We start from the raw sequence: 15,710 nt of genomic DNA on the forward strand, positions 1-15,710 counted from the left end.
TAGAATGGGGCATTAAATGGTTGATTCCCAAGCAGTAGCACAAGAGCAAGACTTATTAGATAAAGCAGTTGCTGAAGGTGGTGCTTATGAAGTATTGAATAAGCGCTTACAAGATCAAGGTCAGCAATTACGCAAGCAAATAGAAGTTATTAATCAAAAGCGTTTAGAAGAATTTAAACGTAGTGACATGGAAGTGATTGGGCGAATTCGTATTCGCACCGAAAATAATAGTGTTGCTCGTGATATTGTACGTGCAGGTGATTGGTTACTGTTTGGATACAATGTATTTTTAGGCCTTAAAAAAGAAACTCGTGTAGAAGATGTTTTTTCACTGTATAAATTGATTGAGGTGGAAGAAGGCTTTGATGTTGAGCACGTAGAATTAGACGGAACTTTTTTAAAAGAACCGAATTTTGTACGGGATTATACAGAGCTCTATGCATACTATAAGGATGCTCGTTTATTACAACTGACCCAAAATAATGGCAAGTTATTAGCGAGCTTCCAAATGGGTGATAAGATAACGGATATTCGCGTTTTCCGTTGGGCACTGTCTGCTGATCATAAGCAAATTAGTTATATTGATAACCGTGGTGAACGTGATATTGCGTTACCTGCGCCATATGATTTTGAGTGGCAAAAAACTAACCGCGAAATGCGAGTAAATGGTAAATTTCCCCATATTAATATTTTAGATACTGTGTTTGTAGAAACTACAGGTGGTGATCTCACCATTAAAGTAGAAAATAACACAACCACTGGATTAGGTATCTATAGCGAACCTGTAACAGACAAAACACAGTCAGTTGATGATGCCTCTATTGAATATGCTCAATTAGGTAGTTTAATTTTATTAAAAATATTACCTTATAGAGAAGAGGTATGGCGTTATTTAGTTTATAACACCATTACGCAAAATGTAGAGCGTATAGATGCGATTGGCCAGTCTTGTGTGCAATTGCCAGAAGATCACGGCATTATATTCCCTGGTGGTTATTACCTACAAAATGGTGAATATAAAAAGTTTGATCAGTCGATGGAGGGAATGCGGTTTAAGCGTTCTGTAAAATCTCCCAATGGCGAAGATGTACTTTATATTTTTTATGAGCCAAGCGAAGGGCGTAGTGTATTATTTACCTATAATATGATTGAAAGACGCCTTCAAAATCCTATTTTGGGGCATGGTTATGCACGTTTTGATGATGGCAAAATGGTTATTTTTGCCAGTGAAGGTAATGAGCCTATTCGTGTACATCCTATGCAAATCTGGCAAACACCTTATTTATCAGAAGAATTTGCAGCAAGACAACCTACCCGTAATACATTTTGGGGACGTATAGGTAACCCTGAGCTAGTAAGGGGCATTTCTGATCTTTATAGTTTAGGCCGAGACATTGATAGTAAATCAGTGTCCGTTAATCACTATAATTTAATTCGTGAAAATATCCGTAAATTATTAGATAGCTATAGTTGGTTAACAGATAAGCATTGTGGCGATATTGTCCATTCTGTTAGGGAAATTGCTGCAACCAGTGAGGCTGTTTTAGATGAATATGAAAAAGTAGAAAGTATTCGTCGCCAATCTGCTGAAACACTCGCGCAAGCAGAAAAACAACAAAAAGCATTAATTACTTCTTTACGACCTGATAGTTGGGAAACTATTCAAGAGTATGTAGATGCACTGCATGCCATTACCAAACAGTTAGGCCACTTATTAACAATACGTGACTACCGTTATATGGATGTCGCACGTGTTGAAGCTTTAGAAGAGCAATTAAAAAAATCACAGCAACATATTTCAGAAGCTACAGGTGTATTTTTATCAACTGCAGAAGCACTAGAGCCATTTTCAGAGAAATTAGAAGCTTTAGACGCGGAGGCGCAAACTGCCACAACCGTTGTGCAGTTGGAAGAACCATTGGCTGGCCTGAAAGGGCTAGGTGATGATCTGGATACGCTCTCTCAGTTAATGAGTACATTAAAAATTGATGATGCCAATCAACGTACTTTAATTGTTGAAGCTATTTCAGCCATTTATGGCCGCTTAAATCAAGCTAGAGCAAGGTCTGAACAACGTCGTAAATCATTACGTAGCAACGAATCAGTGGCTCAATTTGGTGCTCAGTTTACACTGTTCACCCAATCCATTACCAATGCGTTATCGTTAGCTACTGATCCTGAGCGTTGTGATGATCAGTTATCTCGTTTATTAGTACAGTTAGAAGAGTTAGAGAGCCAGTTTAGTGATAACGAAGAGTTTTTAACAGATATTCTGGCTAAACGTGAAGAGTTATTAGAAACATTTGATACCCATAAACAAGCTTTATTGGATGAAAGGCAACGTAAAGCACAGTCTTTACAAGATGCTGCGCTGCGTATTTTAGAGAGTATGAAGCGTCGCACAGAGCGTTTTACGACTCAGGAAGAGTTAAATGCATTCTTTGCAGGTGATCCGTTAGCTTTAAAATTACGTGAGTTATCAGAAAAATTAAGGGAATTAAAAGACAGCGTAAGGGCAGATGACCTTGATGCGCGTTTAAAATCCACGAAAGATCAAGCTGTTCGTAGTTTAAGAGATAAGTCTGAAATCTTTGAGGCGGGTGGTAATATTATTAAACTAGGGCCTCGCCACCGCTTTAGTGTTAATACCCAAGAGCTTGATTTAACTATTATGCCACGGGGCGATCAACTTTATACACATTTAACAGGTACAGATTATTTTGAGTCCTTAGGAACTACCGAGTTAGATGAGTTACGTGACTACTGGCAATATACTACCGATTCAGAGTCACCCAATTTATATCGTGGTGAGTATTTAGCTGGACTTATTTTACAGGCAGCAGAGCAAAACAAAGAGGGTTTAAGTATTGATCTGTTAGAGCAACAGTTAAGAGATCCTGCCCAATTAGAAAAAACAGTACGTGAATTTGCAGCTCCTCGTTATCGTGATGGTTATGAGCGTGGTATTCATGATCATGATGCTTGTTTATTGTTAGCTAAATTAATTCCAATGCATCGCAGTGTAGGATTATTACGCTATCCTCCTTTAGCACGCGGCTTTGCCACTCTATTTTGGGGACGTTGGAAAGAAAATATTGAAGCTGAAAAGTGGCCTGAACGTGCACATACTGCAATGAATATGGCACAGTTATTTGGCAGTCAGCAAGCATTAAAAGATTTACAGCTAGAAATTACGCAAGCAATGGATAGTTATTTAGAGGTTCATGCCCTACCTGTTGATAAGCAAGAGCGCTCAATGGCTGCTGAATATTTAGTAGCGGTGCTTTCTGCTGGCGTAAATATTGAGTTTACTTTTACTCGCTACGCTAAACAGTTGATGGAAACGTTACAAAAACGTTTAGAAGAAGCACATATGTGGCTTGGTTATCAACAGTCTTTAGCTAATTTACAAGGCCGTACTTTAGCCCGCTGGGAATTAGCAGAGCGATGGTTTACAGCACTTTGTCAGACTAATGATAATAATTTAGTGATTGAAACCGATGATGACTTAGCAGCTTTACAAAGTTATATCCCAGAGGCTGTAGCACTCAGTTTATTAGATAATGCAGTAATCTGGCGTTTTACGGAAATGGATTTGCGTTTTTCTATAGAAGGACTGATGGGAGAGCATACACGTATCCAAAATACCAAAATGATTCTAGGTATTGATGATTTTTATGAGCGTTTTGCTTATCAACAACAAGTATTTGTGCCTAATTTCAAACGATATCAAGAATATCGCCAAGAAGTTATTAATCGTGAAAGAAATGCGCTCCGTTTAGAAGAGTTTAAACCTAAGCCTTTGAGTTCATTTGTTCGTAACCGTTTAATCAATGATATTTATTTAAGTGTGATTGGTGATAACTTAGCTAAGCAAATGGGTACAGTAGGTGAAAATAAGCGTACCGACTTAATGGGTTTGTTAATGCTTATTTCCCCTCCTGGTTATGGTAAAACTACCTTGATGGAATATGTGGCTAATCGCTTGGGGTTAATCTTTATGAAGATTAACGGCCCTGCAATTGGTCATGAAGTTACCTCAGTTGACCCTGCGCAAGCACCTAATGCTACGGCTAGACAGGAATTAGAAAAGCTCAATCTAGCTTTAGAAATGGGTAATAATGTGATGTTGTATGTGGATGACATACAACATACCAACCCTGAATTTTTGCAAAAGTTTATTTCACTTTGTGATGGTACACGTCGTATTGAAGGTGTATGGAAAGAAAAAACTAAAACTTATGATATGCGTGGTAAAAAATTCTGTGTCATTATGGCAGGCAACCCTTATACAGAGTCAGGTGAAGTCTTTAAAATACCTGATATGTTAGCTAACCGTGCCGATATCTATAATTTAGGTGATGTATTGGGTGGTATGGAAGATGTTTTCCGTCTTAGCTATATTGAAAACTGCTTAACCTCCAATCCAGTACTAGCACCTTTAGCTACTCGTGATATGGCAGACCTTTACCGTTTTATTGACAAAGCAGAGGGCAAACCTTTCTCAAGTAATGAGCTAAGTTACGATTACAGTACAGCAGAGGTTAACGAGATTGTTGCTACTTTACAGCACTTAATGAGTGCTCGTGACTTAGTCTATAGAGTGAACTTACAGTATATAGCTAGTGCAGCGCAAGCAGATAAATATCGTATTGAGCCGCCATTCAAGTTACAAGGAAGTTATCGTAATATGAATAAGCTAGCGGAAAAAATTACAGCGGTAATGAATCAGCAAGAGCTAATGCAATTGCTTGAAGACCATTATCAAGGTGAAGCACAGCTTTTAACAACAGGTGCTGAAGAAAACCTACTTAAACTAGCTGAAATACGCGGTAATATGACTGAACAGCAACAACAGCGTTGGGAACAAATTAAACGTGATTTCTTGCGTAATAAGTCAATGGGTGGTGATGATAATATTGGTAACCGAGTGGTTGCACAGCTAGTTGATTTGTCAGAAGGTGTTAAAAATATTGCAACACGCCCTGAACCAGAACGCGCACCATGGGATAATGTAATAGGGCAGTTTGCTGAATTAGTCGCTGCCTTAAAACAAAAACCAGAGCCAGCCCCTTGGGATAAAATGCTTTCTGGTATAGCCCATATAGCTGAGGTAATGGATAAAGACCCTGAACCTGCACCATGGGATAAAGTAACAAAACCATTGGCGAAAATTAGTGAGGCTTTACAAGATAAGCCAGAAACTAATATTCAAGTGGTAAATCAACCTGTGCCGGGTTTAGATGCAGTATTAACCACATTAGCTGAAACACTTGAATATAGCTTTATGCCTATGTTAAAAACCATGGATAGAAAGCTAGATTTAGACTTACGTAATCATCAGCGCATGCAAGATATTATTACCGAGTTAAAACTACTAGGGCAGCACGTAGGTATGCATCCTAAACAATCAATTGAGACAAAAGTGACAGCAGGCAAACCTACAACAAGTTCTTATCAAGAAGATGCTGAGTAAGCAAATAAGAATAGTACTGGCTATCACTGTATTAATGGTAATTATTCATATCATTAATATGGTCTTAGCTGGAGGTCTAGCAAGTTATGGTGTTGTTCCTCGTCAACTAGACAAATTATGGGGTATTTTTACTTCACCATGGATTCATAGTGGTGTATTACACTTGCTAGGTAATTTATCTTGTTTTGTGGTGTTGGCATGGCTTTGTATGCTGCGTTCCATACGCTATTTTATGCTTGCCAGCCTTTTTATTATTGTAGTGGGGGGCTTATTATTATGGGTAGTGGGAAGAACAGCTTCTCATATTGGTGCTAGTGGTTGGATATTCGGCTTATGGGGATTACTATTAGGGAATGCTTATTTTGATAGAACTATAAAAAATATCCTAATTTGTATCCTAGTCATGCTTTTATATGGTGGTTTTATTTTTGGCTTATTACCAAGTGCAGAGGTATCTTTCGAAGGGCATATTACAGGTATGTTAAGTGGTATTTTATTTGCTTGGCTTACAGTAAATAATAAATCTTTAAAGGCTGCTTTAGCAGTTAAACAGAGTAGGTAGTTTGTTTTTCTATTAATAAAGTAATTACATTTTTGCCTTATCTAGTAATATGATTTTCTGCCATTTCATCATAACTTTTGTAGTGTTTTAACTACATTTTAGTAACTTATTTAGTACTCATTAATATTTCTCCGTATAATAGGATAGCTTTAATTGTGATAAGCCTTGAGTTGATTGGTATATCTAACGATTAGGTTAGTTATATAAACGTCTTAGGTATGAGTTAAATTAAACTACCAATTCTGTTTTTATTGGGAAGAAATTGGTAGCTGTTATGTTTTATAAGAGATTTTATGTTAGTTCCAGCAAAATGGTTTTTCGCTAGTCGACTTAATTTATGGGGACTGGTTTCAATACGTGTATTAGTACTGTCTTTACAGATTATTTCAGTAGCTATTTGCTATATTTATAAGCTATTTGATTTACCGTGGGATGTGCTTATTTTTTCTTTTGTTGGTTCAGCTATTTTATGTATTTTAACGGTAATTCGATTAACTTATATTTCATGGCCTGTTTCTGATATTGAATACACTATACAACTTTCTTACGATTTAACCATTCACTGTCTACTCTTATATTGTACTGGAGGAGCTACTAATCCTTTTGTATCTTACTTTTTAGTACCCATTACCATTGCCGCGGCTACTTTGCCTTGGTTTTATACACTTTGTTTAGTGGGATATGCCATTTTAGGCTATAGTTTATTGTGGATTTGGAATATCCCATTACAAATTCAAAGTGTTTGGGCGGGCGATACTGAAACACTATTAATTAATTTACATTTAGTGGGCATGTGGTTAAGCTTCACCTTCTCTACGGTATTGATTGGCTTTTTTGTAAGTCAAATGGCTATTGCTTTACGTCAGCAAGACCAAAAAATAGCAGAATGGCGTGAAGAAGGATTACATGATCAGCAGTTACTGGCTGTAGCTGCGCAAGCAGCAGGTGCTGCACATGAATTAGGTACACCCTTATCGACGATGAATGTATTATTAAAAGATTTACAAGATACTTATACTGATAAGGCATTGCAGGATGATTTAGCATTATTACAAAGCCAAGTTCAGCTATGTAAGGGAAGTTTGCAACAATTAGTTCGAGCAGCAGAAGCTGAACGACTGCATGATATAAAGCTACAAACGGTTGCCAGTTGGTTACATACTATATTACAACGTTGGCATTTAATGAGGCCAGAAGTGAGCTATCATTATCAATGTTTAGGCAAAAATGATGAGCCGATGTTTAAACCTCATACGATATTGAGTCAGGCACTACTAAATATTCTAAATAATGCAGCAGATGCTTGCCCTGAGGAGATTGATATTGAGTTAGCATGGACTAAAAGTGATTTTACTATTAGTATTCATGATAAAGGATCAGGTATACCTTCGTTTATGGAAGATGGCTTGGCTAAGCCCTTCGTTTCTACGAAAGAAAAAGGATTTGGTTTAGGTTTATACTTAAGTCAGGTAAGTGTTATTCGTGCAGGTGGTAGTTTGAAGTTGTATAATCATAAAGAACAGGGGACAATAGCGATCTTGCAATTACCACGCATAAAAAATCAATCATAAGAGAGTTATTATGACAGAAGAAGTTTTATTTGATGGGGAAGAGCAACCACATTTGTTATTGGTGGATGACGATGAGACCTTTACTCATATTATGGCGCGAGTATTGGCTCGTAAAGGTTTACGTGTTTCAATTGCTAGCACTTCTGATGAAGCGTTAAAAATAGCCAACGAAGATACACCAGAATATGCTGTTGTTGATTTAAAAATGAATGGTGAGTCTGGCCTAGTATTGCTACCTAAGTTGTTAGAAGTTGATGCGGAAATGCGTGTTGTGATTTTAACAGGCTATTCTAGTATTGCTACAGCAGTTGAAGCAATTAAAAGAGGTGCTTGTAATTACTTATGTAAGCCAGCCGATGTAGATGACGTATTAGCAGCCTTATTGGCTAAGCATGTGGATGTTGATAAGTTAATTCCAGATAGTCCTATGTCTGTGGATCGTTTAGAGTGGGAACATATTCAGCGCGTGCTAAGTGAGTACGATGGCAATATTTCTGCGACTGCCAGAGCATTAGGTATGCATCGTCGTACATTACAACGTAAGCTACAAAAACGACCAGTAAGACGTTAATAATGACACCTGCTATTGCATTATTAAAGAAACAAAAGGTAACCCATCAAGTGGTTACTTATGAGCATGATCCACAAGCTGATTCTTATGGTTTAGAAGCAGCAGAAAAATTGGGTGTACCAGCAGACAATATTTTTAAAACATTGTTGGTAACCAATGATAAAAAAGAACTTTTTGTGGGCATTGTGCCTGTTTTAAAGAAGCTTGATTTAAAAGAAATAGCACATGCTGTAGGCGCTAAAAAAGTAGAAATGGCAAACCCAGATGTTGCACAAAGAGTAACTGGTTATTTAGTAGGTGGTATAAGTCCGTTAGGGCAAAAGAAACGTTTAGTTACTGTGATAGATGACTCAGCAGAAGAGTTAGATATTATCTATGTAAGTGGTGGCCGTAGAGGGTTAGATATAGCATTGGCACCAAAAGATTTAGCTGAGCTATTAAAAGCTCAATTTGCGCCCATTGGTAAAGGTAAAGAGTAATGTCCCGCTATATTTTAGCGATTGATCAGGGAACGACCAGTAGCCGTGTTATTATCTTCAATCAATTAGGACAGCCCGTTACTACAGCACAGCAAAATATTACTCAGTCTTTTCCTAATGATGGCTGGGTAGAACACGATCCACAAGAAATATGGCAAACCACACTAGCCCTATGTAAACAAGCGTTACAGCAAGCAAATCTTAGCAGTGATGCTATTGTTGGTATTGGTATTACTAACCAGCGTGAAACAACCATTGTTTGGGATGCTACCACAGGCGAGGCTATTTATCCTGCTGTAGTCTGGCAAGATCGCCGTACTGCGGATTATTGCAGTGAGTTAAAAGAGCAGGGTTATGAACAGCAAATAATGGCTGCTACAGGTTTGTTAATAGACCCTTATTTTTCTGCAACTAAATTACGCTGGATATTAGATAATGTGGCTGATGCCAGAGCAAGAGCAAATAAAGGTGAGTTGCGCTTTGGTACAGTGGATAGTTATCTACTGTGGCATTTGACGGGGGGAGAGTCACACTATACAGATGCAACTAATGCTGCCCGTACTATGTTGTTTAATATCCATACTCAACAATGGGATAAACAATTATTAGCGTTGTTTAATATTCCTGAGACATTGTTACCTGAAGTATTAGACTGTGCCGCAGAATTTGGCAATACCCAACAAGATTTATTTGCTACCTGTATTCCGATTTTAGGGATTGCAGGCGATCAGCAAGCTGCTTTAATTGGCCAAGCCTGTTTTAAAGAGGGCATGGTTAAAAGCACTTATGGTACTGGTTGTTTTATGATTAAAAACACGGGGGATGATCCAGTTGCCTCCACTAATCGTTTACTGACTACCATTGCCTACCGTTTACAAGGTAAAGCGACTTATGCGGTAGAGGGTAGTATCTTTGTGGCTGGCGCTACGGTGCAATGGTTACGCGATGGTTTACAGTTATTTGATAATGCCGCAGAAGCTGAGTTAATAGCACAAGCTACGCCTGATACACGAGGTGTATATTTGGTTCCTGCTTTTACAGGGTTAGGTGCACCTTATTGGGATCCTAAAGCAAGAGGGGCTATTTTTGGTTTAACGCGAGATACAGGCATTCAAGAGATTGTTACTGCTGGACTGGAATCAGTGTGTTATCAAACCTGTGATTTATTATTAGCTATGCAGCAAGACAGTATTAGCCCATTAACTACTCTACGAGTAGACGGTGGTATGGTGGTTAATAACTGGTTAATGCAATTTTTGGCTGATATATTGGATATTACCGTAGAACGTCCTGATGTAAGTGAAACGACTGCGCTTGGTGTGGCTTGGTTAGTGGGTTTACAAGCAGGGATATATAACAGTTTAGATGAGATAACTAGCTATTGGCATTTACAACGACGTTTTGACCCCGTTATGCCTGCTGAAAAACGCCAACAACTCTATCATGGATGGTTAGAGGCCATTAAACGAGTACGCACAGGCGTATAGCTACTATGCTTTAATTTTCCTATGCTGTCTTGTTGTATTGGTTGTGTGTTTGGCAAGTTGCCTTATCTACCATTAAACAGCAAAAGTTAAATAATTATTTAAAACTTTTCTTATAGAAAATATCTAATGAACTTGCTGCACCGCTAGCTGCTTCTAAATAGACTGTTTTAGTCAATTTATAGCGGAACATCAAGGTATTAAGTGAGTTAAAAATATTTACTCCATAGTGAATACTTAAATCCTCTGTAATTTTACCACTTGCGGTAACGCTAGTATCATCCCCAGAACCTTCTGTATCCAGTTGAAAGTCTTGTATACCCACTTTACTTGCAACCTTGGCAACTGATTCTGAAGAGCCAGCTACTCCCATAGCAAGCGCTGCTTGTGCAAGTACATTATTATCTCCTGACGACATAGGGCGACCAAATATAATATAAGATAAAGCTTGGTCTTGATTCATGGGGGGATTGGAGAATACTTTAGCTATTGGCGCACTGGTTGGGCCTGTGACTCGTATACCTGCAGTTACATCACCCACTTCTCGGATAGCTTCAATATCTAGAGTGGGTTCAGTGAGAGAGCCTGTAAATAAAATTCGCGCTTTACTAATTTTTAGACGTTGTCCATAAGCACGGTAGATACCATCATTTAAATTAACCGAGCCTTGTGTAAATAAATCTCTGGTAATTTTTAGGTTACCAGTAATATTAGAGGTTAGACCAAAACCTTGAAAACTCAGGCGATCACTACCAATAAGCACTTCAACATCCATATTTAAGCGAATAGGTACTTTCGTTTCCGTGGGTTGGTTACTAGTCACAATGACTGCATCTGAGGAAACAGTGACGGTAGAAGGGGGTAGATCCCTTACTTTAATAGCACCTCTAGGAATTTCAACAGTACCAGTAACATTTAAGGTTTCCGTATCCATTTGTAATTTTAGATTAGCACCTGCTTCCAAATTGGCATAAGGAGCTACAATTACAGGCAAATTATTGGCTTGCACAGCCATATTTACATTAAGGCCATTACCCCAATTAACATTGCCTGCAAGTTTTGCGTTACCTTGTTTACCACTGCGCCATGAACCATCTAGTTTAAGACTTTCGCCTTCAATTAGTGCAGTTACTTGTAGTTGTTCTAAACTAACAGGTATATCACCTAACACAGTACCATTATTTAGAGCTACTTTTCCTGAAATATAAGGTTTCTCTAAGAATCCTGTGATTTTACCTTGTCCATTAATTTTACCTTCTAGTTGATTAATATCAGGAGCAAAGGGTTGCAAGATACTTATATCAAGGCCATTAATAGTGAAATCACCTGCTATGGGTTTGTTGGCTGCTAATGGATTGATGGTAAGTTGGCTTTGTAAGCTACCTAGGCTACCACCTAGAAAGTCTAAATTTGTAGTAATTTTGTTAGGTGTTAAATTAGCTAATAATGATAATTTTTGATAGGGAAGATCATGCCAACTTTCTTCTGAGTTTTCTCTCAGTTGGAAAGTACCACTATTTGCGTTTATTTCAACATTGCCCGTAGGCCCTGATTGTGGGAGTTTTAATGCAATGGTAGCTGAAAGAATACCTTTCCAATTGAAGTTTTCGGGATACCAAGGTTTTAAACTATCTAAAGGAAAATTAGCTAATTTATAGTTAATTTGTGTATCAGGCAGTATTTTTTGTTGCTCAATAGCACAAAGGGTTGCTTGGCCATTTTTTAAACAATGGCTATTGAGGGTGAATGTACCTGTGGCACTGTAATTTAGTTTTGTTGGATTTTGTAACTGCCAGTCTTGACCTTGCGAGGCTAGCTGTAATTTATTGATATCAACAATCCAATTATGTTGCTTATCTTGCTGGCTTTTTATAGCAGTTATTAGTTTAACCAAGCCATCTGTTAACTGTAAGGTTAATTGTTGATTATTGATATTACCATTGCCTTCTACCATTAAATTACCTAATTGGGTAGTACCAGACCTTATATGATTAGCTTGTAATTTTACAGTAGCTTGTTGTTGAGCATTTAAATTAGCATTCAATTGTAATTGGTTAATGCGTTGTTGTTGATAAGCTAGTTTTTGTCCCGTTAAATTAACAGTGCCTTGGGGTTGTTGTAAGCTGCCTGTTAATTGAACTTTACCCCTTAAATTACCTGCTAATTCTGGTAAAAGTTGATTGAGTGAAGGCATATTAATATCTAAATCAGCTTGGATATTTTTATTAAGTTCAGCATGGCCTGTAATTTGATTGCTGCCTACTTTTACCAATAACTCAGGTACTTTCCATATTTGTTGTTTAGCTATAACTTGGGTTTTAATTTGGGCAGGTTGATTACGTAAAGTTCCTGTAATATCAATTTTACTCTCTGTTTCAATGGTACTATTTACGATTGTACCTGTACTGTGAATATTACCATTTAATAATCCTACTAAATCTGGTACCCAATAGTTTGGATTAATTGCTTTTAAATTAAGATCAGCTAGCCATGTAATGGTAGGGTCAAATGTTACTTTTGCTGTACCCATGATATTGCCATTATCTGGTGTATCTACTTGCATTGTTGCAACGGTAATCTGCTTTAAATCGCCTTGTATCTTAGAGGTCACAGCAAAGTTACCAGCAGGCCCCGTTAAAGCTGCTTTAAGATCAGCTTGATAGTTATCGTTTTGATACTGTAGGTTTGCTAATAATGTACTTAGGTCAACTGGAGGAGGGGAATCCATTGGATACAACTGTAGCCAAGGAAAATGTTGGTAGTCAATAGTCGCTTTCGCTTGTAGGTTAGGCTGAAAATTGGCTTGACCAGTAATTTTTACAAACTGTTGTTCGTTGGTATTGAGAGTAAGGGTTTGCAGTTCTGCTTGTTTATCTGTTACTAAGGCTTGTAAGGTTAAGTTTACTGGCGTTGTTTGCCCTGCAAGTGTTGCTTGGCTTGTAATATTAAATCCGTTTGCCAAATCGCCTTTAGCATTGAGATTTAACTGCTTAATAGTTAGGGTTTTGGGTAAGTCCGCAACGTTACTAGGATAGAAATCCTTTATATTTATAGTTATATCAGCAGGTAAATCTTTTTCTAAAACATGGGCAGAACCATTGATATTGGCTTGTAAATAGCCATTACTTTCAATGGTTATATTTAATTGTTTTTGTAGTTCACCTTGAGCATTCAGTTTAATTTGCCAAGGTGTTTCAAGTAATTGATCTAATTGTATCTGGCCAGTAATATTTAATGGCCAATTGTCCGCTAATTGAATATCACCTTGTACAGCCACCTTTGCTTTTGCTAAAGGGCTATATAAGGTTAATGATTCAAAACTAACGCTAGCACTACTCCAATGGGTATTGGTTAATAACAGTTGGCTGATGATTTGTTGCTTATAAAGTATTAACTTATCCAGTTGAATAGATTTGATATCAATACTTACAGGTAAGTTGATAGTAGGTAATTGTAGAGGGTCATTATTGGTTGTTTCCTCTGTAGTATCTTTATTATCAAGTAATTCAATATTTACTTGTTCAACACTAAGTTTATCTATACAGACATTAGCTTTAATCAAACAACTGGCATACCAATCGAGCATAGGATGACTAATAGTGATTTTAATCCCATCATTTTGCCAGATTAATTCTTCTGCTGACCAACCCCCACTCAGTGTTCCTTGTGGGTTAGTAACCGTTAAGCCAGGTACAATATTCAGTAAATAACCACTTCCTTTCTCTGTTTTAACAGCAAATGTAAGGGCGACAATAAGCAGTAGGATTAGAATAATTAGAATAATAAAAAAGTATTTAGCTATTTTCAGGGTTAGCTTCATAATTCAGGCCCCATAGAGAAGTGGAGTCTAATCGAGTTATCTTCTACACCGTGTGCAATATCCACGCGGATAGGGCCAACAGGTGATACCCAGCGTATACCAACGCCTACCCCTGTTTTTAAACCCATTGCCCACGAATCACCTGCATTACCTTTATCAATAAAGGTGGCCGCGCGCCATTTTTCGGCAAACTGGTATTGATACTCCATACTACCTGCAATCATATAACGACCACCTATTTTTTTGCGGTCATCATCTCTGGGGGAGAGTGTTTGATAGTCATAACCACGTACACTTTGGTCACCACCTGCATAAAAACGTAAGGAGGGCGGTATTTTTTCATAGTTTGGGCTATCAATTCCGCCTACTTCAATACGGCTTAAAAAACGATGTTTATTAGCAAAGGTGTAAAGACCTTTTGCTGATCCTGTATAGCGGATAAAATCAGCAGCAGATAAAATACCTTCTTTGCCGCCGCTTAGACCAAACTGCAACCGATAACCTTTAGAGGGATCGATACTGTTGTCAGATCTTAGATAAGAGTAATTAAAGCCAGGCATTAAGAACATACGGTTGGCTTCATCTTCACCGACTTTATAAGTTTCATTTTGCCAACGTAAAAACAGTGTACGCATCCAGCCGCTATCTAGTTTTTTATTACGTTCCACGCCTAAGGTTAATAAGGTACTCTCAGTATCTACAATGTCTTCATGTTGTAAACCAGCTGTAAAACGTACATTATCAGTTAATGGGTCTTCCATGGGGATTTGATACCATGTGGTAATATTCTGCCTTGGTCCTGAAATTTCTGTATTAAAACCTAGCTTGTGGCCTCGACTGTTAATCCATGGGCGTTCCCAACCAAATTGAGCCCTTGGACCAATATCTGTAGAGAAGCCAAGCCCCATACTTAATACTTTTGATTTTGTTGCTTTAACTTCGGCTGTTACAGGTAGTTCTGTATGCTCTTTATCTGTAGGAATTGCATCAATACGCACATCTTCAAAATAACCACTGGACTGTAAGTTATTATTGAGTTCAGCTATTAGGTTTGAATTATAAGGCGTACCTTCTTTAAAGTTTACAAAACGATATAACAAATCTTCATCAAACGGATTATCTTCTTTACTGAACGTAACTTTTCCAAGGGTTGCTCTAGGGCCACTTTGGTACTGAATATTGATATCAGCCCTTTTTTCTTCTGGATTAATCAATAATTGATGTTGAGTAAATTCACCAAAAAAGAAACCATAGTGTAAGGCCTGTGCTTTGATTTGTGATTTTGCGCTTTCGTAAACCCCATGATTCAAAATAGCGCCTGTTGTTAAGTCTTTACCACTAGGTGTTTTAAATTCTTTAAGTGATGCTGCATCGCCTTGTATATCAATATTTACATTTCTTAAATATACGGGATCACCTAATAAAACTTTTATCCTTAGGGTAGGGCTATTAGTTTTTTTACCCCTTACTCTGGTATGTACTTGAGTATCGTAGTAGCCTAATGCTTGAGTCGCTTCAATCGCTTGTTTTTTTACAACCGATTGCAGCCGCAGTAGGGTGGGTGTATCTTGGTTTTCAAAAGTACCAATATAGGCTTCAATATTATCTTTAATGGCTTTATTTTCTGGTATAACCTCTACACTCACTTGATTAGCTACTATTACTGTTGAGTAGCTAATTAAAATAAAAAGTAAGGTATTATGCAAACTCATAATAAAGTTAGACCAGTGTTAGTAATATATATAGT

The 15,710-nt window shown here is 37.7% G+C and carries 8 protein-coding genes; 6 read left to right on the top strand and 2 right to left on the bottom strand.

All coding sequences use genetic code 11. From position 1 onward, the window contains the following. Positions 1–16: 16 nt before the first annotated feature. The 6 genes from JHT90_RS05435 to glpK all read left to right on the top strand — a co-directional run bounded on the left by JHT90_RS05435 (position 17) and on the right by glpK (position 10,146). Positions 17–5,476 (top strand): DNA repair ATPase, encoded by a 5,460-nt coding sequence (locus tag JHT90_RS05435; protein ID WP_201094986.1) that lies wholly within the window; start codon positions 17–19, stop codon positions 5,474–5,476. After that, on the top strand, positions 5,466–6,038 hold the full coding sequence (locus JHT90_RS05440; RefSeq protein WP_201094994.1) for a rhomboid family intramembrane serine protease: 573 nt from the start codon (positions 5,466–5,468) through the stop codon (positions 6,036–6,038). The genes JHT90_RS05435 and JHT90_RS05440 overlap by 11 nt, the downstream gene beginning before the upstream one ends. 293 nt (positions 6,039–6,331) lie before the next feature. After that, positions 6,332–7,609, top strand: coding sequence for an ATP-binding protein (locus JHT90_RS05445; RefSeq protein ID WP_201094996.1), 1,278 nt, complete (start codon positions 6,332–6,334; stop codon positions 7,607–7,609). 10 nt (positions 7,610–7,619) lie between these two features. Next, positions 7,620–8,180, top strand: coding sequence for a response regulator transcription factor (locus tag JHT90_RS05450; RefSeq protein ID WP_201094998.1), 561 nt, complete (start codon positions 7,620–7,622; stop codon positions 8,178–8,180). A 2-nt stretch (positions 8,181–8,182) separates the two neighbouring features. Then, the gene (ybaK, locus tag JHT90_RS05455) at positions 8,183–8,659 is read left to right on the top strand and encodes a Cys-tRNA(Pro) deacylase (protein WP_201095007.1); all 477 of its coding nucleotides are present in this window, start codon (positions 8,183–8,185) and stop codon (positions 8,657–8,659) included. Continuing rightward, positions 8,659–10,146: a glycerol kinase GlpK gene (gene glpK, locus JHT90_RS05460; protein ID WP_201095016.1), complete on the top strand. Its 1,488-nt coding sequence runs from the start codon at positions 8,659–8,661 to the stop codon at positions 10,144–10,146. Before ybaK ends, glpK begins: the two co-directional genes overlap by 1 nt. 94 nt (positions 10,147–10,240) lie before the next feature. On the opposite strand, the gene JHT90_RS05465 is transcribed toward glpK, so the two are convergent. Both JHT90_RS05465 and JHT90_RS05470 read right to left on the bottom strand, forming a co-directional pair. Next, a complete protein-coding gene (locus JHT90_RS05465; RefSeq protein WP_201095018.1) occupies positions 10,241–13,963 on the bottom strand; it encodes a translocation/assembly module TamB domain-containing protein in 3,723 nt (1,240 codons plus the stop codon). Then, positions 13,960–15,675 carry an autotransporter assembly complex protein TamA gene (locus tag JHT90_RS05470; RefSeq protein WP_201095020.1) on the bottom strand — a complete coding sequence of 572 codons (1,716 nt, stop codon included), beginning with the start codon at positions 15,673–15,675 and terminating at the stop codon, positions 13,960–13,962. The genes JHT90_RS05465 and JHT90_RS05470 overlap by 4 nt, the downstream gene beginning before the upstream one ends. Positions 15,676–15,710 lie beyond the last annotated feature (35 nt).

The sequence above is a fragment of the Entomomonas asaccharolytica genome (genome assembly GCF_016653615.1).
Classification (GTDB): Bacteria; Pseudomonadota; Gammaproteobacteria; order Pseudomonadales; family Pseudomonadaceae; genus Entomomonas; species Entomomonas asaccharolytica.